This window comes from Pseudomonas sp. RT4P38 (assembly GCF_054897765.1).
In genome coordinates this window covers 5,671,181-5,691,366 of record NZ_CM142703.1, presented here as the reverse complement: position 1 = coordinate 5,691,366, position 20,186 = coordinate 5,671,181, and the positions used below count along the sequence as shown (strand labels likewise).

Genomic DNA, 20,186 nt, shown 5'->3' with positions numbered 1-20,186 from the left:
CTGACGGCATCCGCGATGTCCTGCGTCACCCGCATTCGGCCACAGGGGCCTTATGTGGTAGGCTTTGCCGGTTTGCAGGATGGGCGGTTATGACCCGGTGTTTCGGCACGGGCGTTCTGATCGTCCCATTTGTCCGCCTTCAGGAGTTCTCATGCGTCTGACCCAGATTTTCGCCGCCGCAGCCATTGCGTTGGTCAGCACCTTTGCCGTCGCCGATGACGCGGCCGACAAAGCCATTCGTAAAAGCCTGGAAAACCTTCAGCTCGAAGTTCCGGTAGAAAGCATCTCCGCCAGTCCTCTGCCAGGTCTGTACGAAGTCAAGCTTCAAGGCAGTCGCGTGCTCTACGCCAGCGCCGATGGCCAGTACGTGGTTCAGGGCTACCTGTTTCAGCTCAAGGACGGCAAACCGGTCAACCTGACCGAGAAGACCGAACGCCTGGGCGTTTCCAAACTGGTCAACGCAATCCCGGTCGCGGAAACCGTGGTTTACCCGGCGATCGGCGAAACCAAATCGCACATCACCGTGTTCACCGACACCACCTGCCCGTACTGCCACAAACTGCACGCCGAAGTGCCTGAGCTGAACAAGCGCGGCATCGAAGTGCGTTACGTCGCGTTCCCGCGCCAGGGCCTGGGCTCGCCGGGTGATGAACAGCTGCAAGCGGTCTGGTGCTCGAAAGACAAAAAAGCCGCCATGGACAAGATGGTCGACGGCAAGGAAATCAAGGCCGCCAAGTGCGATAACCCGGTTTCCAAACAGTTCGCCCTCGGTCAGTCGATCGGCGTGAACGGCACACCGGCCATCGTTTTGGCTGATGGCCAAGTCATTCCGGGCTACCAGCCTGCGCCACAAGTCGCCAAACTGGCGCTGGACGCGAAATAAATTTGCATCGTCACGGTCAGCCATTGACGATCATGGTCCGGCGGTAAAATTCACCGGGCCATCAATAGAGAACCGCGAGCATGCGGTTGTTTTCACGGCCGGCCTTGAGTCGGCCGTTTTATGGGGAGTTCACAGTGAAACCGGTCAAAGTAGGCATCTGTGGGTTAGGGACCGTCGGTGGCGGTACCTTCAACGTACTTCAGCGCAACGCCGAGGAAATTGCTCGTCGTGCCGGGCGTGGAATCGAAGTGGCACAAATTGCCATGCGCACGCCAAAGCCTCAGTTCCAGACGACCGGTATTGCGATTACCAACGATGTCTTCGAAGTGGCCACGAACCCTGAGATCGACATCGTCATAGAGCTGGTGGGCGGCTACACCGTTGCCCGTGAGCTGGTACTCAAAGCGATCGAGAACGGAAAACATGTGGTAACCGCGAACAAGGCGTTGATCGCCGTTCACGGTAACGAAATTTTCGCCAAGGCCCGCGAGAAGGGCGTGATCGTTGCGTTCGAAGCCGCCGTGGCCGGTGGTATTCCGGTGATCAAGGCGATCCGTGAAGGCCTGTCCGCCAACCGTATCAACTGGGTCGCCGGGATCATCAACGGCACCGGCAACTTCATCCTCACCGAAATGCGCGAAAAGGGCCGGACCTTCGAAGACGTACTCGCCGAGGCGCAAGCCCTGGGTTACGCCGAAGCCGATCCGACCTTCGACGTTGAAGGCATCGACGCGGCTCACAAGTTGACGATCCTGGCGTCCATCGCATTCGGTATCCCGCTGCAATTCGACAAGGCCTACACCGAAGGCATCACCAAGCTGACCACCGCTGACGTGAACTACGCCGAAGCGCTGGGCTATCGCATCAAGCACCTCGGTGTGGCTCGCAGCACGCCTGCCGGTATCGAGTTGCGTGTGCATCCTACGCTGATCCCTGCCGATCGCCTGCTCGCCAACGTCAACGGCGTGATGAACGCGGTGATGGTCAACGGTGATGCCGCCGGTTCGACTCTGTTCTACGGCGCTGGCGCTGGCATGGAGCCAACCGCTTCGTCGGTGATCGCCGACCTGGTGGACGTGGTTCGCGCCATGACGTCCGACCCGGAAAACCGCGTGCCGCACCTGGCCTTCCAGCCGGATTCGCTGTCGGCCCACCCGATCCTGCCGATCGAAGCCTGCGAAAGCGCCTACTACCTGCGCATCCAGGCCAAGGACCATCCGGGTGTGTTGGCCCAGGTCGCGAGCATCCTGTCGGAGCGCGGCATCAACATCGAATCGATCATGCAGAAGGAAGTCGAAGAACACGACGGCCTGGTGCCGATGATTCTTCTGACTCATCGCGTGCTGGAACAGCACATGAACGACGCAATCGCCGCCCTGGAAGCCCTGGCGGGCGTGGTCGGTCCGGTCGTACGGATCCGCGTCGAGCACCTGAACTAAGCCGTTATCGTTCACCGGGTCCGCGCGCGGGCCCGGGTTTGCGAACACTGTCTATTGGAGCCAGTCATGCGTTATATCAGTACCCGCGGCCAGGCACCGGCCCTGAATTTCGAAGACGTTCTGCTGGCCGGTCTGGCCACTGATGGCGGCCTGTACGTGCCAGAAAACCTGCCACGTTTCACCCAGGAAGAAATCGCTTCCTGGGCCGGCCTGCCGTATCACGAGCTGGCCTTTCGGGTCATGCGCCCATTCGTGGCCGGCAGCATCCCCGATGCCGATTTCAAAAAAATCCTCGAAGAAACCTACGCTGTGTTCTCGCACAACGCCGTCGCACCGCTGCGTCAACTGAACGGCAACGAATGGGTATTGGAGCTGTTCCACGGCCCGACCCTGGCGTTCAAGGACTTCGCCCTGCAACTGCTCGGTCGTTTGCTCGACTACGTGCTGGAAAAACGTGGTGAGCGCGTAGTGATTGTCGGCGCCACCTCCGGCGACACCGGTTCGGCCGCCATCGAAGGCTGCAAGCACTGCGAAAACGTCGACATCTTCATCCTGCACCCGCACAACCGCGTGTCTGAAGTGCAGCGTCGCCAGATGACCACGATTTTCGGCGAGAACATTCATAACATCGCCATCGAAGGCAACTTCGATGACTGCCAGGAAATGGTCAAGGCCAGCTTCGCCGACCAGAGTTTCCTCAAAGGCACGCGTCTGGTGGCGGTGAACTCGATCAACTGGGCGCGAATCATGGCCCAGATCGTTTACTACTTCCACGCTGCCCTGCAGCTGGGCGGTCCGGCACGTTCGGTATCGTTCTCGGTGCCCACCGGCAACTTCGGTGACATCTTCGCCGGTTACCTGGCACGCAACATGGGCTTGCCGATCAACCAATTGATCGTCGCCACCAACCGCAACGACATCCTGCACCGCTTCATGAGCGGCAATCAGTACGTCAAGGAAACGCTGCACGCCACGCTGTCGCCGTCGATGGACATCATGGTGTCGTCGAACTTCGAACGCCTGCTGTTCGATCTGCACGGTCGCAACGGCGCCGCAATTGCCGGTTTGATGGACACCTTCAAGCAGGGTGGCGGTTTCAGCGTCGAAGAGGAACGCTGGACCGAAGCTCGCAAACTGTTCGATTCGCTGGCCGTGGATGACGCTCAAACCTGCGAAACCATCGCCGAAGTCTTCGAGCAAACCGGCGAACTGCTGGATCCGCACACGGCCATCGGTGTGAAAGCTGCACGTGAGTGCCGTCGCAGCCTGGATATCCCAATGGTGATCCTGGGCACAGCGCATCCGGTCAAATTCCCGGATGCAGTGGAGAAAGCCGGCGTAGGAAAAGCGCTCGAACTACCTGCACATCTTTCTGATTTGTTTGAGCGAGATGAGCGCTGCACCGTGCTGCCAAATGACCTGAAAGCCGTCCAGGCCTTTGTCAGTCTGCATGGCAACCGCGGCAAGCCTCTGTAACCAATTAAAACTGTCACATTTTGAAGCCCGTCTCCTGACGGGCTTTCTCATTTCTGCATGCCACACTTGTCGTGATTCGTACATGAAGGCTCGCCCCACGAAGGACGGGCGAGTTGATCACCAAGGAAGTGACAATGCTGTTTTTCAGTAAATTGAAGCCAGTCGCGTGCTGGATGTTTTTTTTGGTCGGCACCCTGGGCTTTGCTCAATGGGGGAGCGCGTCGCAATTGGCGGCCTCCCAGTCCAAAGGATCGGTCGCCGGCCCAACGATAGAGCTGGACGCTCAGGAGTTGAAATGGATTGCCGAGCATTCGCAAGTCATTGTCGCCTCGGTGCAATATCCGCTGTACCTGTTCAAGGATGAGCACGGCCACTGGAGCGGTTTGAACAATGATCTGCTCAACCGCATCAGCGCGATGACGCGATTGCAGTTTGTTCATGAAGAGTCGTTTTCTACCGATCAGCTGCTTGGACGGCTGGAAAGCGGCGCCGCGGACATGAGCACGACGTTGGCGATGAATGACGAACGCAAGACGTTTCTGGATTTCAGTCATGCGTTCGGTGGCGCTGGCTGGGTGTTCGTCGGGCGGGCCGGGGCGCCAGTGGTGCAATCTTTGGAGCAGCTGTCGGGAAGGGTTCTGGTGTTGCCGACGCGGCATGCGCTGGAGGCTACGATTCGCCGCGACAATCCGGACATCGATCTGCGCTCGGTTAAAACCTATACGGAGGCCCGGGCGTTGGTCGAAAGCGGTGAGGCCTATGCCACCATCGAAAACGAAATCGGAGCACAACTCTATCCGTCCGGTCAGCTCAAGGTGGGGTATACGGTCGAGGGCAAATGGGAGGCGGACCACCTGGCCGTACGCAAAGGTCAGCCGCAATTGTCGAGCATTCTCAACAAGGCGCTTGAAGCGCTTGATCCTGCCGAATTGCGCGCCATTCGCCTGAAATGGCTCAATGGGATTGCGCCAGTTAAGGTGCCCGGCGTCTGGCACCGACTCGCCGAGTGGGGCTGCTGGGGAGTGTTTGTCGTCAGTCTATTCGGCCTGCTGTCGCTGCTCTGGAACCGCAGGCTCACGGTATTGATCCAGCAGCGCCTGGATGCCGAGAAAAATCTGAGTGATCAGCTCGCCTTCCAGCATGCGTTGATGGACGCCATGCCCGATCCGATGTTTGTTCGTGACCTGGAAGGGCGTTTGATCATGTGCAACAAAAGTTATGAAGAGGACTTGTCGACCCGTTTCGACCAGATCCAGGGACGACAGTTGATTGAACTGGACGTCTTGCCCAAAGAAACTGCCGAACTGCTGCATGCAGAGTTCATGGCCCAGCTCGGTACGCGCAAGACCCGCTTCAGTGAGCGTCAATTGATGTTCAACAATGGCGTCAGGCATATTTATCAGTGGACAGTGCCTTTTTTCAGTGCCGATGGACAATTGCGGGGCCTGCTGGGGGGATGGACCGATATTGGCAAGCGCAAGAAGCAGGCGTGACGCGGTTGTTTTTTCTCTGTCATCTTGGCCGTGCATGCTCTATCGACCAGAGGCGCCGGTTTTCCTGCAGTCGGTATCCAGAACTTTCTTCTCGGGCCAGAGGTCATTTACTGTACGCACGCCCCAGGCACTTTGTTTTCGGACTATTGAGTGGTGATCGAGATGGAAAGTATCAGTCTATTGCTCGGTGAGGCTCTGAGCCCGTATCAGGTGACGTTGACTCCGTCGGGGACCCATGGCGAATGCCTGGTGACTCTGAAGAGTGCGACCGGCGCTATCGTGGTCGAACGCGCGTTCAATCAGGCCCAGTTGACCAGCAAACGCCTGCTGACGGATGTGGTCGACGGGTTGCATCGTGACGTGCTGATCGCTGAAGGTCGCCTGGAGCCCTGCGTCATAGCGGCGTTGCGCAATGCGGCTCAGGACAAGATCCTGGCCAACCGAAATTGAATTGTTTTTTGTGGGAACCTTCCTGCGCCAATGTCAGTCAGACCATGTAACAGCAGGATCAAGCATTGTGCTCCGGTGCTTGTAGCTTGCTGTTACTGGTCTTTATGTAGGCCACGTTTAACCCCGAGTCGTCTCCCCACTTCTCGGGGTTTCTTTTTGTCTGCGATTTGTCATTGCTGCGCCTGATGCTCGAAAAACGCCTTGGTTTCTTTCAAGTAGTCGCTGCGGCGTTCCGGATCCAGCCAGTCGGCGTATAACTGATCCAGTCGCTGGCGCGGAAATGTGCGCAAGAGCTGGTTGATCTCGGTGATCGCCTGTCGGCCCTGGGGCGAATGGGAGCAGCCGATGTGCCCGGACAGGTATTTGCCCGTGCCCCTGGCCGGATAGAACTCCAGTTGGTCGTCGGCAATATGCTCCTGATTGGCCTGATAGCGGATTTCCGGCCAGTAACCCAATACAACCTGCAAACGGCCCAGGCGCTGCATCTGTAACAGACTGCCAAGCGCGTCGTTGCCGTAATGGGGTGTCAGCGCCTTGGGCGGTGCCTGTTTCAGCAGCGTGTCGAGGAACTGGCCATAACTGCGTTCGGCCACCACACCGACTTTCTTTCGACCACTGGCCAGCATCGCCGCCAGATCGACTTCACCGTCGACAAGAAAGGGTTCCAGCACCCGTCGATCTTCCTTGCGAACGACAAGGCCATTGCTCACGGCACGGAAGGCTGGAATCGAGAACGTAATCCATTGTTCTCGCTCCTCGGTCCAGACCAGCGAGGGATCGCACGTAAACGACTCTTCGTGAAGCATTTGCATGCCACGGGCGCGGTTGACCCGCATCAGGGTGTGTTCGTATTGCGGCATGCCGGCGATCAACAGCGGCAGCATTTGATCGATGATTCCCTGACCTTTTTTCGGGCCTTCGAGAATCATCGTTGGCGGCAAATCACGCAGTAACCAGATCAGCGTCTCTTTGGGGTACGCTGAAACGGATGAGCTCAGACCCGACAGAAATACGAACATCGCCAACGCCCACCCGCCGCGGGCGTAATCGAGTGCTGATGAGAGCAGGCGTTTCAGCTTATATCGCCCCGGCTTCACGCAGCTTTGCGATCTGTTCCTTGTCGTAACCAAGATCGTTGAGTACCTGCGCATTATGCTCACCCAACTGCGGCCCGACCCATTCTGAAGTGCCGGGTGTCTCAGAGAGTTTCGGCACTATTCCCGGCATCTTGAAATCTTTACCGTCCGGCAACTTGGCTTTCAGGAACATTTCCCGGGCCAGGTACTGTGGATCACTGAACATGTCTTCAGCGCTGAAGATCCGACTGACCGGTACGTCGGCCTGATTCAACTGCTCGATGATGGCGTCCAGCGGCAGTGAGTTGGCCCAGCGATCAATCACCCCATAAATCTCGTCGCGACGGCTATCACGTCCGTCGTTGCTCGCCAACGCAGGGTCGTTGGCCAGGTCATCGCGACCGATGATCAGCATGAAGCGTTTGAAGATCGCGTCACCATTGGCGCCGATCTGCACATGCTTGCCGTCGGCACTGGTGTGGATCGAGGAGGGCGTAATGCCCGGCATGATGTTGCCGCTGCGCTCGCGGATGAAACCGAACACGTCGAACTCGGGGACCATGCTTTCCATCATGGCGAAGATCGCTTCATACAGCGCCACATCCACCACTTGGCCGAGGCCGCCGTTGACTTCGCGATGACGCAGGGCCATCAGTGCGCCAATCACGCCCCAAAGTGCGGCAATGGAGTCGCCGATGGAGATTCCGGTGCGCACCGGTGGTCGGTCTTCGAAGCCGGTGATGTAGCGCAGGCCACCCATGGATTCACCGACGGCGCCAAAACCTGGCTGATCCTTCATCGGCCCGGTCTGACCGAAGCCCGAGAGACGCACCATCACCAGTTTCGGGTTCAGTGCGTGCAAGACTTCCCAGCCCAGACCGAGTTTTTCCAACACGCCCGGGCGAAAATTCTCTATCAGGATGTCCGCTTCGCTGAGCAGTTTTTTCAGAATTGCCAGGCCGTCGGGGTGTTTGAGGTTCAGGGTCAGGGATTTTTTGTTGCGCGCCTGGACGAACCACCATAGCGAGGTGCCTTCATACAGTTTTCGCCATTTGCGCAACGGATCGCCGCCATCGGGGGACTCGATTTTGATCACCTCGGCACCGAACTCTCCGCAAATGCGCGAGGCAAACGGCCCGGCGATCAGCGTGCCCAATTCAATGACTTTCAGACCTGAGAGCGGTTTTCCGGTGAGCGGCATACTGAATCCTGTAGGACAGAGGCTGAGCGAATACAGCGTTTTAACATAGCCGAACGTCAGACGACCAAGGTTGATCGCCTTCAATTCGTGGATTGCCTACCGCATCGGGTAGACTTGCCGCCTTTCCCCGTATCAAGAAGCCCGTTCATGGCCCAGCCGTCCACGACCTACAAGTTTGAACTGAACCTTACCGACCTCGACCGCAGCGTGTACGAGAGCGTGAAGCAGACCATCGCTCGTCACCCTTCGGAAACCGAAGAGCGCATGACCGTGCGGCTGCTGGCCTACGCCTTCTGGTACAACGAGCAGCTGTCGTTCGGCCGCGGTCTGTCAGACGTGGACGAACCTGCCCTGTGGGAAAAGAGCCTGGACGATCGAGTTCTGCACTGGATCGAAGTCGGCCAGCCAGACGCCGATCGCCTGACGTGGTGCTCGCGTCGCACCGAACGCACCAGCCTGCTGGCCTACGGCAGCCTGCGCGTCTGGGAAACCAAAGTGATCCCGGCGATCAAAAACCTGAAAAACGTGCACATCGCTGCTGTTCCGCAGGAAGTGCTGGAAACCCTGGCCAAGGACATGCCCCGCGTTATCAAGTGGGATGTGATGATCAGCGAAGGGACGATTTTCGTCACCGACGACCGTGGTCAGCATGAAGTCCAGTTGCAGTGGCTGAGCGGCGAGCGCGGCTGATTATTCGCCGTTAACTTGCGTCATCCGGTTTTATCCTACGTATTCAAGAGAAGCACCTGTCACCCCATGCGCATCGAACCTCGCCTGTTGCCCGACACTCTGCCATTCCTCGGTGATCTGCCGCCGCTGCTGACCCGTCTGTACGCGGCGCGAGGCGTACTGTCCGAGGCTGAACTGGACAAGAGCCTGGCGCGACTGATCCCGTTCCAGCGGCTCAAAGGTATCGATGCGGCGGTGGATTTGCTGGTGACGGCGCTGGAGCAGCGTCAGCGAATTCTGATCGTTGGCGACTTCGACGCCGATGGCGCGACGGCCAGTACAGTGGGCATGCTGGGCTTGCGTCTGCTGGGTGCGGCTCACGTCGACTATCTGGTGCCGAACCGTTTTGAGTACGGCTATGGCCTGACGCCGGAAATCGTTGAAGTGGCGCTGACCCGTACACCACAGTTGCTGATCACTGTGGACAACGGTATCTCCAGCGTTGAAGGCGTGGCGGCGGCGAAAAAAGCCGGGCTCCAGGTGCTGGTCACCGACCACCACTTGCCCGGTGACGAATTGCCGCTGGCCGATGCCATCGTTAACCCCAACCAACCAGGTTGCGAGTTTCCAAGCAAGGCGCTGGCCGGCGTCGGAGTGATTTTCTACGTGTTGATGGCCCTGCGCGCGCGCTTGCGCAGCCTCGGCTGGTACGAGAGCAAGCCGCAGCCAAACATCGGCGAGTTGCTGGACCTGGTGGCGCTGGGCAGCGTCGCCGACGTGGTGCCGCTGGATGCCAACAACCGGATTCTGGTGCACCAAGGCCTGGAACGGATTCGCGCCGGGCGTGCTCGGCCAGGCATCAAGGCAATCCTTGAGGTGGCCAAGCGGGACCCAGCGCGCATCACCTCCACTGATCTGGGTTTCATTGTCGGCCCACGCCTGAATGCGGCAGGAAGGCTGGATGACATGAGTCTGGGCATCGAATGCCTGCTCACTGAAGACGCCGGTCTGGCGCGTGAAATGGCGGTTCAGCTCGACGGCATGAACCAGGACCGCAAATCCATCGAGCAGGGCATGCAGCGTGAAGCGCTGGCTCAACTGAAAGATTTGCCGGTCGAGTCGATGCCGTTCGGCTTGTGCCTGTTCGATCCCGAGTGGCACCAGGGTGTCATCGGAATCCTCGCATCACGTATGAAAGATCGCTATTTCCGTCCGACTATCGCCTTTGCCGATGCAGGCGATGGCTTGCTCAAGGGCTCGGGGCGTTCGGTTCAGGGGTTTCATATTCGTGACGCGTTGAGCGTGGTGGCGGCGCAGCATCCGAATCTGATCAGCAAATACGGCGGCCATGCGATGGCAGCCGGCCTGACGTTGCCGGAAGCGAATTTTCCGTTGTTCGCCGAAGCCTTTGACGCTGAAGTGCGTAGGCAATTGCGTGAAGAAGACCTGACCGGGCGCCTGCTGACGGACGGCACCCTGGCGGTCGAGGAGTTTCACCTGGAACTGGCCCGCGCCCTGCGCCATGCCGGTCCGTGGGGGCAGCACTTCCCGGAGCCGCTGTTCCACGGCGTGTTCCAGTTGGTCGAGCAGCGGGTGGTCGGCGAACGGCACCTCAAAGTGGTGCTGAAGAGTGAATGTGGTTCGGTGAAACTGGATGGCATTGCCTTCGGAATCGACCGCGACATCTGGCCGAATCCGACCATCAAGTGGGTGGAATTGGCCTACAAACTCGACCTCAACGAGTTCCGTGGTAACGAGACGGTGCAGTTGATGATTGCCCACATCGAACCGCGTTGAACCCTTCGCGGACAAGCCTCGCTCCCACATTGGTTTTGTGAACAACGCAGATCCACTGTGGGAGCGAGCTTGCTCCGGGCGGCGTTCCGACGATAGCGATCTCCCTGACGCCAAATATCCCCGGAACCCTCCTTCCTCCCCCGATGTCGACTAGGCTCTAAGCACTGCTTGATTATCCTTGTGACGTCTTGTCGAATTTTTGCCCGCGGGGGCGGGTGCTGCACCTTTTTCCTGTCACTCGTCGACTTTTCAAACAGAACCCTGGAGCCTGCCCACTGATTCGAGAGGTGCCCCATGAGTCTGCTGCTTGAACCCTATACCCTTCGCCAATTGACCCTGCTCAACCGCATTGCGGTTTCGCCGATGTGCCAGTACTCCAGCGTTGATGGACTGGCCAATGACTGGCACCTGGTCCACCTCGGCAGCCGCGCTGTCGGCGGGGCCGGTCTGGTGTTTACCGAAGCCACGGCGGTGACCGCCGACGGACGCATCACCGCCGAGGACCTCGGCCTGTGGAGCGATGAACAGATCGAACCTTTGCAACGCATCACGCGCTTCATTGCGGCTCAAGGCGCAGTGGCCGGCATTCAGTTGGCCCACGCCGGGCGCAAGGCCAGCACCCATCGGCCGTGGATCGGCAAACATGGCAGCGTCAAACCCGAAGACGGTGGCTGGGTTCCGGTGGGCCCTTCGCCGATCGCCTTCGACCCGCAGCACACACACCCCACGCAGCTCGATGAAGGTGAGATCGCTGAGGTCATTCAGGCCTTTGTCGCTTCGGCCAAGCGAGCACTGACCGCCGGTTTCAAAGTGGTCGAAATACACGCCGCCCACGGTTACCTGTTGCATCAGTTTCTTTCGCCCCTGAGCAATCAGCGGCGCGATCAATATGGTGGTTCGTTCGAGAATCGCATCCGGCTGGTGCTGCAAGTCACCGAAGCGGTGCGTGCGGTGTGGCCTGAAGAGCTACCGCTGTTCGTGCGGGTATCGGCCACCGATTGGGTGGAAGACGGCTGGAACCCGGATGAAACCGTGGAGCTGGCGCGACGCCTCCACGCGTTGGGCGTAGACCTGATTGACGTCTCGTCGGGCGGTACTGCAGCCAACGCCGAAATTCCTACAGGTCCCGGGTATCAGACCCGCTTCGCTGAACGTGTACGCAAGGAATCAGGCATTGCTACAGGCACTGTAGGGATGATTACCGAACCGGCGCAGGCCGAGCACATTCTGCGAACCTGCCAGGCTGACATCATCTTCCTGGCCCGTGAGCTGCTGCGTGATCCGTACTGGCCACTGCATGCCGATGATGACTTGGGAGGGCGCAAGGCCATCTGGCCGGCGCAGTACCAGCGGGCAACCCATCGCGAACAGCCGATTCACGAGTCGGATTTGCGCGACTGATTGACGCTGTAAAACCAAAAAGCCCCGACCATCGTGATCGGGGCTTTTGTGTTTCTGTGCACTGAGGTTTGTTGTCGGTCAGGCCCTCATCGCGAGCAAGCTCGCTCCCACATTGGATCTCCATGAGACACAGGTTTTGTGTACACCTCAGATCACCTGTGGGAGCGAGCTTGCTCGCGATGGGGCCAGCCAAGACACCCAATTACCCTCAGGTGTACTTGCGCTTCTCAGGTGCAGGCGGGAAGTACTGGTACAACCAGGTTTCACTCAACGTGCGGTCATGGGTGCGAATGAACAGCCTCAGCTCCACCGGCGCCACGCTGTCATTGGTCGGGTACCAGTCAAAGGTAATTCGGTAACCCTTGATGTCATCCAGTACCAGCACATTGAAGTCCTTGACCTGCCCATTCGAGCAAGTGACCACCGGCTCGATTCCCGCGCCTTCAGGCAAGCGATCCAGGCCGCCGCCCGTGAAGTCCACGGCAAACCGTCGAGCCCAGACTTCCGGGTAATGCTCGCCAGGCGCCCAGCCTTCGATGAAGCCGCCCATGCCCGAACGAGTGGCATTGACCCGCGCCAACGGCGTGCCGACCGGTGGCAGTGCGCTCCAGTACAGCTTGTAGCCGTAGTTCAGGGAGTCGCCAGCCGCGACCGGTTTCTTCGGGGTCCAGAACGCGACGATGTTATCCAGGGTTTCGCCGGTCGTAGGAATTTCCATCAGATCAATAGAGCCTTCGCCCCACGCGGTCGTAGGTTCTACCCACAGGCTCGGACGCTTGCTGTACCAATCGACGGTGTCTTGATAGCTGTCGAACTCGTGATCGGTCTGCACAAGGCCGAAACCTTTCGGGTCGGTGTCGGCGAAGGCATTGAATTGCAGGGTGGCCGGGTTGTTCAGCGGGCGGCAGATCCACTCGCCGTTGCCACGCCACATGGCCAGGCGATCAGAGTCGTGGATTTGCGGGTGAATCGTGTCGCACATGCGTCGTTCATGGGTGCCGCAGCTGAACATGCTGGTCATCGGCGCGATGCCCAGTTGTTCGATGGCGGTGCGCGCGTTGATGTGGGCATCGATGCCCATGACGACCTGGCTGGCCTGACAGTCGATGTCGAAACGGTAAGCGCCAGTGGCGCTCGGTGAATCCAGCAGGGCGTAGACCACGAAGCGAGTGCTGTCTTTGTCCGGGGTCTCGAACCAGAACTTGGTGAAGTCCGGGAACTCTTCACGTTTCTTGGCATAAGTATCAATCGCCAGACCGCGAGCCGACAGACCGTACTGGCCCGAAGCGTCTACCGCGCGGAAATAGCTGGCGCCGAGGAAGGACAACACGTCGTGCTGGTCCAGCTCCGGGGCCTTGAACAACTTGAACCCGGAAAACCCCAGATCGCCCGTGAGCTGTTTGGTGTCGACCGTGGTTTTTTCATAGTTGAACAGGGACGGACGGAAATGCACTTCCCGCGCCTGACGAGTCTTGGGATCGACGCTGTACATGCGCACCGGTTGCTTGAAACCCATGCCAACGTGGAAGAACTGCACATCCAGCTGACCGTTGAGGTCATTCCACAGCGAGTGGTTGCCGTCGTAGCGGATCGCGTTGAAATTTTGCGGCGTCATGGTCGCCAGGGTCGGCGGCAGCACCTGCTTGGTGTCCTGATAGCGATTGCCGGCGAGCTGCTTGGCCTGGATCTTCAGCGCTTCGAAGTCGAACGCCTGAGCTTCGCCATCCGCCGTGCTGTTTCCTGCCCAGGCCCGGGCAGCCAGCAGGCCGGTGGCTGATAATCCGGTGTAGGCAGCGATGGCCATGGATGCTTTGAGCAAATTCCTGCGGTGCATAAGTTCAACCTGTCGTGAACAATCCCGCGCCGTTCCTGGCACGTGCTGGATCAAAAATAAAGGTTCGGACATGCCTTCGGCCAAACGCAACGGACATTTAACAGATAACAAATAGCTTAAACCGTTCGGTTGCGGAGAAAAAATGATTGGTAGCACTTTGGCTTCGTGGCAATGAAACAAGAAATGTCGGTTAAGTTTTCTGACAGTACTTTCTGATTTATAGGGCATTTCTGCTTTTTTTGACTAATTACTCTAAAAATCGCTTTTCACCGCCGCGATAGTTCCTATTCTGTGTTCATGACCGACCTCTGCCCTTCAGGCCGGCGACTACAAAAAGGAGAGGGCGATGCGGTTTTTGAAGTTTTCTCGGGCTTATAGAAGGACATCGTCCATGACGAAAGTACAAGGCATCACCCAGTTGCTGGGAATCCTTCCTTGCCTGACCACTGTGCGCCGAAGGCGTCGGGTCAGTTCGGACGAGATGAAGTTGTTGGAGCGCTATCGGGAACTGTCGGAAAGCGACCAGATTGCGATGCGGTATCTGGTGGATGCGATGAGGAGTGTTTCGCGGTTTTGACCGAGGATGGTTACCGTGAAGGCCATTTGGCTTTTACGGTGGCCACGCAGGTCAGCTTGCCAGCATCGGCGTCGATGATGCCTTCGTGGATTGCTTGGCGACGAGCCGCGATATTTTTTAGCTCGATGGTTTGTTGCAGATACTTTTCTGAAAAGGCGCTATCACTTGAAATCACTTCAGTGACGCTTTGGCTGGTGATGCGCGGTTTGCTCATGGCTGCGGATTGCTCTTGCGGGAGATTGAACAGGTGTATTCAAGCCAAAGGGGGCGGACTGTGAAGTCTGCCCCTTTTTCATTTTTTCACTCTACCTTCAACTGCAAGTGCCCACGATCGTGAACGGCCGCTGTGCCTGCATCAGATCAGGCATGTCCCGCCACTTGATCCAGGCCTGATGCTGCCAATGCAGCAGCGGCACCGAAATCCCGGCCCACTGTAACGAACTCAGACTTGGAATGTTATCCACAGGTGTCGCGTCTGCATCACGCAGCATTGGGATGACCACGTTGCTCAACCACTGGCGCAGGTTTCGGTTTTCAGGGACGAAGTGGTGCACCAGAAGGGCGTACATCCCTGATTCGCTGACCATCAGTGACTCGACTGTTTTCCCATTTTTGAGCAACCAGACGTATCGACGCTGGTCCGGATCGAGTTTTAGGGTGAGGCGTTGGTCCATCGGGCGGCCCATCAAGCGACCGAGATCCTGGACGCAGAACCAGGCTTGGTTGTCCTGCATGAAGGCGTGGAGGAAGCGGTTGTGGCGGGTGAAGATGGTAGGGGTGAAATGAGGATGGATTTCAGACGGATTTGGTGTGTGCGTAAGCATTTTTCGACTCCAAGTTGAAAAGGGAGCCGCCACTCAGAGGAGCGCGGATGCGCCATGTTGATAATGTTCCGGCTTCGACCCCGGGTCGCTGATTTGGCAGCGACGAGGTAAAGCCTATCGTTCAGGCGCTCGCGGCGCCAAGTCTACCTTGGCGCCGCATGCTGTAGGAATCGGTGTCTTTTCGGGAAGGGCTCGTCTGTAGGAGAGAACATGACCACGAACCCAGCCCGCATCGCTGCGGGCAGGGCAGGGCAAGTACCGTTATCGACTAACCTTCCAAGCATCCCCTGCAGGCGCAGTCCCATGGTCATACGGCTTGGCAAGCCACATATAAACCAGCCCCAACCCAATCACGATCGCAGTACTCAACACCATCGCGTAGTTGATGTACCACGCCGCATCCGGAGTGCGCGGCCAGGCCATGTTGATGATCGCGCCAACACCATAGACCAGCGCACCGATGTTCACGGCCCAGCCCCAGGCGCCGAGGGTGAATTTGCCGCTCGGTTTCCAGCCTTTCATCTCGAGCGTAGGAATAGAGCAGACGACTCGCCGCAGCTTGCAGGCTGATGACGCAGGAGATGAAGGAAATCATTACCACGCCCATCACCACTTTGAACCGACCGGGTCATGACGGCGCTGCCCGGATCGGTGGTTATTGTTTTGTGTTGCGGTGCGGCGATCCGACGATGCTTTTAGTGCTTGAACATCACGTGCCGAACAACGGTGTAGTCCTCCAGACCGTACAGGGACATGTCCTTGCCATAACCGGACAGTTTCTGACCGCCGTGAGGCATTTCGCTGACCAGCATGAAGTGCGTATTTACCCAAGTGCAGCCGTACTGCAAGCGTGCGGACAAGCGATGCGCACGACCGACGTCCGAGGTCCAGACCGACGACGCCAGGCCGTAGTTCGAATCGTTAGCCCAGCCCAGCACCTGTGCTTCATCGGTGAACTTGGTCACCGACACCACCGGCCCGAACACTTCACGACGGACGATTTCGTCGTCCTGTTGCGCGTCGGCCAACACCGTTGGTTCGAAGAAGAAGCCATTGCCTTCCACAGCTTTGCCACCGGTGATCAATCGGATATGCGGCTGCGCCACGGCACGCTCGACAAACCCGGCCACGCGGTCGCGATGTTGCGCGGTAATCAACGGGCCCAGCTCGGTCGACGGATCATCCTGCACGCCGTACTTGATGCTGCTGACCGCTTCGCCGAGCTTCTCGACGAACGTGTCGTAGATACCTTCCTGCGCGTAGATGCGGCAGGCGGCGGTGCAGTCCTGGCCTGCGTTGTAGAAGCCGAAGGTGCGAATGCCTTCCACGGCGGCGTCGATGTCGGCGTCGTCGAAGATGATCACCGGGGCTTTGCCGCCCAGTTCCATGTGCATGCGTTTGACGCTGTCGGCGGTGCTGGAAATGATGTTCGAGCCGGTGGCGATCGAACCGGTCAACGAGACCATGCGCACTTTCGGGTGTGTGACCAGTGGGCTGCCGACCGTAGGACCACGACCGAACACCAGGTTAAGCACACCGGCCGGGAAAATATCCGACGCCAGTTCCGCCAGACGCAGCGCGGTCAGCGGGGTTTGCTCCGACGGCTTGAGCACCACGGTATTACCCGCCGCGAGGGCTGGAGCGATTTTCCAGGCGACCATCATCAGTGGGTAGTTCCACGGCGCGATGGAGGCGATCACGCCGACCGGGTCGCGACGGATCATCGAGGTGTGGCCGTGCAGGTATTCACCGCCCGCCGAACCGCTCATGCAACGGCTGGCGCCGGCGAAGAAACGGAACACGTCGGCAATGGCCGGGATCTCGTCGTTCAGCGCAGCGCTGTAAGGCTTGCCGCAGTTGTCCGATTCCAGTTTGGCCAGCTCTTCGCCGTGGGCTTCGATGGCGTCGGCGAGTTTAAGCAGCAGCAGCGAGCGTTCTTTCGGGGTGGTTTGCGACCAGCTGTCGAAGGCGCTGTCGGCGGCCCGCACGGCGGTATCGACCTGAGCTTCGCTGGCTTCATTGATCTCCACCAATACACTGCCCAGTGCAGGGTTGAACACGGGTTGGGCGGGGCCTTCGCCGTCGATCAGTTGGCCATTGATCAAGAGTTTGGTTTGCATGGCGTTGTCCTCTTTCTACCGCAAATTCATTATTGGAATGGTCAGGAAATTCACTTGCCGCCACTGCCCGCAACGCTTTCACCGCCCCGGGTCAGGTAATAGGCGCCGAGGATCGGCAGCATGGTCACCATCATCACCAGCATCGCGACGACGTTGGTCACCGGCACGTCCCGTGGGCGGCTGAGCTGGTTGAGCAGCCACAGCGGCAGGGTGCGTTCATGGCCGGCGGTGAAGGTGGTGACGATGATTTCGTCGAACGACAGGGCAAACGCCAACATGCCGCCGGCCAGCAACGCCGAGCCGAGGTTCGGCAGGACGATGTAGCGGAAGGTCTGCCAGCCATCGGCGCCAAGGTCCATCGACGCTTCGATCAAACTGTGAGAAGTGCGACGCAAGCGGGCGATGACGTTGTTGTAGACAATCACCACACAGAAAGTCGCGTGACCGACGATGATGGTGAACATCCCAGGCTCGATCCCCAGCGTCTTGAAGGTCGCCAGCAACGCGATACCGGTGATGATCCCCGGCAAGGCAATCGGCAGGATCAGCATCAGCGAGATGCCTTGCTTGCCGAAGAAATCCCGGCGGTACAACGCCGCCGACGCGAGGGTGCCGAGGACTAATGCAATCAACGTTGCGACGGACGCAATCTGCAGCGACATCTTGATCGCTTCCAGTACGTCAGGACGCGAGAACGCCACGCCGATCCACTTCAGGGTGAAGCCCCTGGGCGGGAAGCTGAACGCTGCGTCTTCAGTGTTGAAGGCGTACAGGAAGATGATCAGGATCGGGAAGTGCAGAAACACCAACCCGCCCCAGGCTGCGATGCGCAGGCCCAAAGAAGCCTGCTCTTGAGATGAAGCGTCAGAGCGCATCGAAGGCCCCCAGTCGTTTGACGATGGACAGGTAAATGGCGATCAGCACGATCGGCACCAGCGTGAAAGCCGCGGCCATCGGCATGTTGCCGATCGCGCCTTGCTGGGCGTACACCATGCTGCCGACGAAGTAGCCCGGCGGACCCACCAGTTGCGGCACGATGAAGTCGCCCAGGGTCAGCGAAAAGGTGAAGATCGAACCGGCCGCGATGCCCGGAATCGACAGCGGCAACGTCACTTGCATGAAGGTCTGGCGCGGGTTGGCGCCAAGGTCGGCAGACGCTTGCAGCAAGGACGGCGGCAGACGTTCCAGCGAGGCCTGGATCGGCAGGATCATGAACGGCAGCCAGATGTAGACGAACACCATGAAACGGCCCAGGTGCGAGGTCGACAACGTGCTGCCGCCCACCCCCGGAATACCCAGCACGAACTGCAACACAGGCTCCAGACCCAGGTGTTGAACGAACCATTGCGCCACACCGCCCTTGGCCAGCAGCAGTGTCCAGGCATACGCCTTGACGATGTAACTGGCCCACATCGGCATCATCACCGCGATATAGAAAAACGCCTTGGTCTTGCCGGTGGTGTAGCGCGCCATGTAGTAGGCAATCGGGAACGCGACCACGGCACTGGCGATCGACACGACGACGGCCATGCTCAAGGTGCGCAGGATGATGTCGAAGTTCGAGGGCTGGAACAGGGCAGCGAAGTTCGCCAGGGTCAGGTCGGGTGTGACCGCCATGGTGAAGTCATCGAAGGTGTAGAAGCCTTGCCACAGCAGCACCAGCAGTGAGCCGAGGTAGATTGCGCCGAACCAGAGCAGCGGCGGTATCAGCAGCATCGACAGGTACAGGTTCGGTCGGCGATACAGCAGGTTGGAAAACCTGCGCAACGGCGAGCCGCCGGCCGGGGTTTGAGTCATCGCCACGCTGTTCATCTCACACCCCGCCGACAACGGTGTCGTGCAGCGGGATCATCGCTTCCCGTGCCCAGCGCGCGCTGATGCGTTGCCCGGTCTGGTGCTGGGTGCTGACGTCCAGCCACTGGACGTTGGCCTGGCTGATGTTCAAGGTCTGGCCGTTTTCCAGTTTCACTTCATAGCGGGTGGCGCTGCCTTGGTACTGGATGTCATGGAGCAAGCCGCTGACTTCTATTTCATGGCTGGCCAGTGGCCCTTCGGCGAAACGCACGTGTTCCGGGCGAATCGAAAACGGCTGTGGATTGCCGCTTAACTGCTTCGCCAGATCGCCGCGAATCACGTTGGAGGTGCCGACAAATTCGGCGACGAAGGTTGTCGCCGGTTTCATGTACAGGTTGCGCGGTGTGTCGACCTGCTCGATGCGCCCCTTGTTGAACACCGCCACGCGATCTGACATCGACAGCGCTTCGGTCTGGTCGTGGGTGACGAAGATGAAGGTGATGCCGAGCTGGCGTTGCAGCTTCTTCAGTTCACCCTGCATTTGCTCGCGCAGCTTTAAGTCGAGAGCGCCCAACGGCTCATCGAGCAGCAGCACTCGCGGACGATTGACCAAGGCGCGGGCCAGGGCCACACGCTGACGCTGACCGCCGGACAGTTGCACCGGTTTGCGCGCGCCGTAACCGCCGAGGGCTACCATGTCGAGGGCTTCTTCGGCGCGTTTCTGGCGTTCGGATTTGCCGACGCCTTTGACCTTCAAACCGTAGGCGACGTTGTCGAGTACGTTCATGTGCGGGAACAGCGCGTAATCCTGGAACACGGTGTTCACGTCACGCTGATACGGCGGCAGCCCGGCGGCTTCCGCGCCATGAATACGGATAGAGCCTGCACTCGGTTGTTCGAAACCGGCGATCAGGCGCAGACAGGTAGTTTTGCCCGAACCGGAAGGGCCCAGCATGGAAAAGAACTCGCCGTCCTGGATATCGATGGAAACCCGGTCAACGGCCTTCACTTCGCCGAACTGACGGGAAACGTTGGTGAACTGGACTGCAAGCGTCATGGTGCGCAACTCCAAAAATCTGAATCTTTAAAAGCATCGTCGGATCGCCGCCCGGAGCAAGCTCGCTCCCACATTGGAATGCGATCAAATGTGGG

At 58.9% G+C, this 20,186-nt stretch carries 18 protein-coding genes and 1 pseudogene; 9 read left to right on the top strand and 10 right to left on the bottom strand.

All coding sequences use genetic code 11. The features are described from left to right. Positions 1-151 precede the first annotated feature (151 nt). The 5 genes from dsbC (at position 152) to ACYZT7_RS26405 (ending at position 5,741) form a co-directional block, all read left to right on the top strand. Positions 152-883 carry a bifunctional protein-disulfide isomerase/oxidoreductase DsbC gene (gene dsbC / locus ACYZT7_RS26425; RefSeq protein ID WP_462038824.1) on the top strand — a complete coding sequence of 244 codons (732 nt, stop codon included), beginning with the start codon at positions 152-154 and terminating at the stop codon, positions 881-883. Positions 884-1,017: 134 nt separating this feature from the next. Beyond that, positions 1,018-2,322 (top strand): homoserine dehydrogenase, encoded by a 1,305-nt coding sequence (locus ACYZT7_RS26420; protein ID WP_462038823.1) that lies wholly within the window; start codon positions 1,018-1,020, stop codon positions 2,320-2,322. Between the two features lie 66 nt (positions 2,323-2,388). Next, a complete protein-coding gene (thrC, locus tag ACYZT7_RS26415) occupies positions 2,389-3,798 on the top strand; it encodes a threonine synthase (protein WP_462038822.1) in 1,410 nt (469 codons plus the stop codon). Positions 3,799-3,932: 134 nt separating this feature from the next. Next, positions 3,933-5,291 (top strand): transporter substrate-binding domain-containing protein, encoded by a 1,359-nt coding sequence (locus ACYZT7_RS26410; protein ID WP_462038821.1) that lies wholly within the window; start codon positions 3,933-3,935, stop codon positions 5,289-5,291. Between the two features lie 162 nt (positions 5,292-5,453). After that, positions 5,454-5,741 carry a DUF3509 domain-containing protein gene (locus tag ACYZT7_RS26405; protein WP_462038820.1) on the top strand — a complete coding sequence of 96 codons (288 nt, stop codon included), beginning with the start codon at positions 5,454-5,456 and terminating at the stop codon, positions 5,739-5,741. 170 nt (positions 5,742-5,911) lie between these two features. On the opposite strand, the gene ACYZT7_RS26400 is transcribed toward ACYZT7_RS26405, so the two are convergent. Together ACYZT7_RS26400 and ACYZT7_RS26395 are read right to left on the bottom strand one after the other, a co-directional pair. Then, positions 5,912-6,838: a TIGR02285 family protein gene (locus tag ACYZT7_RS26400; RefSeq protein WP_462038819.1), complete on the bottom strand. Its 927-nt coding sequence runs from the start codon at positions 6,836-6,838 to the stop codon at positions 5,912-5,914. Continuing rightward, entirely contained in the window at positions 6,819-8,018 is a 1,200-nt protein-coding gene (locus ACYZT7_RS26395) for a CaiB/BaiF CoA transferase family protein (protein WP_462038818.1), read from the bottom strand. The genes ACYZT7_RS26400 and ACYZT7_RS26395 overlap by 20 nt, the downstream gene beginning before the upstream one ends. 147 nt (positions 8,019-8,165) lie before the next feature. On the opposite strand from ACYZT7_RS26395, the gene ACYZT7_RS26390 reads away from it, so the two are divergent. The 3 genes from ACYZT7_RS26390 to ACYZT7_RS26380 all read left to right on the top strand — a co-directional run bounded on the left by ACYZT7_RS26390 (position 8,166) and on the right by ACYZT7_RS26380 (position 11,885). Beyond that, positions 8,166-8,708 (top strand): YaeQ family protein, encoded by a 543-nt coding sequence (locus ACYZT7_RS26390; RefSeq protein ID WP_007897614.1) that lies wholly within the window; start codon positions 8,166-8,168, stop codon positions 8,706-8,708. 66 nt (positions 8,709-8,774) lie between these two features. Further along, positions 8,775-10,484: a single-stranded-DNA-specific exonuclease RecJ gene (gene recJ / locus ACYZT7_RS26385; RefSeq protein ID WP_462038817.1), complete on the top strand. Its 1,710-nt coding sequence runs from the start codon at positions 8,775-8,777 to the stop codon at positions 10,482-10,484. A 294-nt stretch (positions 10,485-10,778) separates the two neighbouring features. After that, positions 10,779-11,885, top strand: coding sequence for an NADH:flavin oxidoreductase/NADH oxidase (locus ACYZT7_RS26380; RefSeq protein ID WP_462038816.1), 1,107 nt, complete (start codon positions 10,779-10,781; stop codon positions 11,883-11,885). A 208-nt stretch (positions 11,886-12,093) separates the two neighbouring features. Here ACYZT7_RS26380 and ACYZT7_RS26375 read toward each other — a convergent pair whose 3' ends face one another. Beyond that, positions 12,094-13,719, bottom strand: coding sequence for a glucan biosynthesis protein D (locus ACYZT7_RS26375; RefSeq protein WP_462038815.1), 1,626 nt, complete (start codon positions 13,717-13,719; stop codon positions 12,094-12,096). A 391-nt stretch (positions 13,720-14,110) separates the two neighbouring features. On the opposite strand from ACYZT7_RS26375, the gene ACYZT7_RS26370 reads away from it, so the two are divergent. Continuing rightward, positions 14,111-14,296 carry a hypothetical protein gene (locus ACYZT7_RS26370; protein ID WP_008151642.1) on the top strand — a complete coding sequence of 62 codons (186 nt, stop codon included), beginning with the start codon at positions 14,111-14,113 and terminating at the stop codon, positions 14,294-14,296. A 10-nt stretch (positions 14,297-14,306) separates the two neighbouring features. Here ACYZT7_RS26370 and ACYZT7_RS26365 read toward each other — a convergent pair whose 3' ends face one another. From ACYZT7_RS26365 to ACYZT7_RS26335, 7 genes and pseudogenes are all read right to left on the bottom strand, one after another. Beyond that, on the bottom strand, positions 14,307-14,510 hold the full coding sequence (locus ACYZT7_RS26365; RefSeq protein ID WP_462038814.1) for a hypothetical protein: 204 nt from the start codon (positions 14,508-14,510) through the stop codon (positions 14,307-14,309). Positions 14,511-14,607: 97 nt separating this feature from the next. Beyond that, positions 14,608-15,120, bottom strand: coding sequence for a BRO-N domain-containing protein (locus ACYZT7_RS26360; RefSeq protein ID WP_462038813.1), 513 nt, complete (start codon positions 15,118-15,120; stop codon positions 14,608-14,610). 261 nt (positions 15,121-15,381) lie between these two features. After that, positions 15,382-15,831, bottom strand: a pseudogene (locus ACYZT7_RS26355) (hypothetical protein); the annotation flags it as partial. Then, positions 15,816-17,240, bottom strand: coding sequence for a gamma-aminobutyraldehyde dehydrogenase (locus ACYZT7_RS26350; RefSeq protein WP_462038812.1), 1,425 nt, complete (start codon positions 17,238-17,240; stop codon positions 15,816-15,818). The gene ACYZT7_RS26350 and the pseudogene ACYZT7_RS26355, both read right to left, overlap by 16 nt. A gap of 50 nt (positions 17,241-17,290) precedes the next feature. After that, positions 17,291-18,115: an ABC transporter permease gene (locus ACYZT7_RS26345; protein ID WP_462038811.1), complete on the bottom strand. Its 825-nt coding sequence runs from the start codon at positions 18,113-18,115 to the stop codon at positions 17,291-17,293. After that, a complete protein-coding gene (locus tag ACYZT7_RS26340) occupies positions 18,105-19,052 on the bottom strand; it encodes an ABC transporter permease (RefSeq protein WP_462038810.1) in 948 nt (315 codons plus the stop codon). The genes ACYZT7_RS26345 and ACYZT7_RS26340 overlap by 11 nt, the downstream gene beginning before the upstream one ends. Position 19,053: 1 nt before the next feature. Next, entirely contained in the window at positions 19,054-20,091 is a 1,038-nt protein-coding gene (locus ACYZT7_RS26335; protein ID WP_462038809.1) for an ABC transporter ATP-binding protein, read from the bottom strand. Positions 20,092-20,186 lie beyond the last annotated feature (95 nt).

Excerpts from the sequence above, each read along its gene's own strand:
- ACYZT7_RS26360 (WP_462038813.1), bottom strand. The coding sequence starts at position 15,120 with ATGCTTACGCACACACCAAATCCGTCTGAAATCCATCCTCATTTCACC.
- recJ (WP_462038817.1), top strand. The coding sequence starts at position 8,775 with ATGCGCATCGAACCTCGCCTGTTGCCCGACACTCTGCCATTCCTCGGT.
- ACYZT7_RS26375 (WP_462038815.1), bottom strand. The coding sequence starts at position 13,719 with ATGCACCGCAGGAATTTGCTCAAAGCATCCATGGCCATCGCTGCCTAC.
- thrC (WP_462038822.1), top strand. The coding sequence starts at position 2,389 with ATGCGTTATATCAGTACCCGCGGCCAGGCACCGGCCCTGAATTTCGAA.
- ACYZT7_RS26345 (WP_462038811.1), bottom strand. The coding sequence starts at position 18,115 with ATGCGCTCTGACGCTTCATCTCAAGAGCAGGCTTCTTTGGGCCTGCGC.
- ACYZT7_RS26335 (WP_462038809.1), bottom strand. The coding sequence starts at position 20,091 with ATGACGCTTGCAGTCCAGTTCACCAACGTTTCCCGTCAGTTCGGCGAA.
- ACYZT7_RS26395 (WP_462038818.1), bottom strand. The coding sequence starts at position 8,018 with ATGCCGCTCACCGGAAAACCGCTCTCAGGTCTGAAAGTCATTGAATTG.
- ACYZT7_RS26350 (WP_462038812.1), bottom strand. The coding sequence starts at position 17,240 with ATGCAAACCAAACTCTTGATCAATGGCCAACTGATCGACGGCGAAGGC.
- ACYZT7_RS26380 (WP_462038816.1), top strand. The coding sequence starts at position 10,779 with ATGAGTCTGCTGCTTGAACCCTATACCCTTCGCCAATTGACCCTGCTC.
- ACYZT7_RS26390 (WP_007897614.1), top strand. The coding sequence starts at position 8,166 with ATGGCCCAGCCGTCCACGACCTACAAGTTTGAACTGAACCTTACCGAC.
- ACYZT7_RS26405 (WP_462038820.1), top strand. The coding sequence starts at position 5,454 with ATGGAAAGTATCAGTCTATTGCTCGGTGAGGCTCTGAGCCCGTATCAG.
- ACYZT7_RS26410 (WP_462038821.1), top strand. The coding sequence starts at position 3,933 with ATGCTGTTTTTCAGTAAATTGAAGCCAGTCGCGTGCTGGATGTTTTTT.
- dsbC (WP_462038824.1), top strand. The coding sequence starts at position 152 with ATGCGTCTGACCCAGATTTTCGCCGCCGCAGCCATTGCGTTGGTCAGC.
- ACYZT7_RS26370 (WP_008151642.1), top strand. The coding sequence starts at position 14,111 with ATGACGAAAGTACAAGGCATCACCCAGTTGCTGGGAATCCTTCCTTGC.
- ACYZT7_RS26340 (WP_462038810.1), bottom strand. The coding sequence starts at position 19,052 with ATGAACAGCGTGGCGATGACTCAAACCCCGGCCGGCGGCTCGCCGTTG.
- ACYZT7_RS26365 (WP_462038814.1), bottom strand. The coding sequence starts at position 14,510 with ATGAGCAAACCGCGCATCACCAGCCAAAGCGTCACTGAAGTGATTTCA.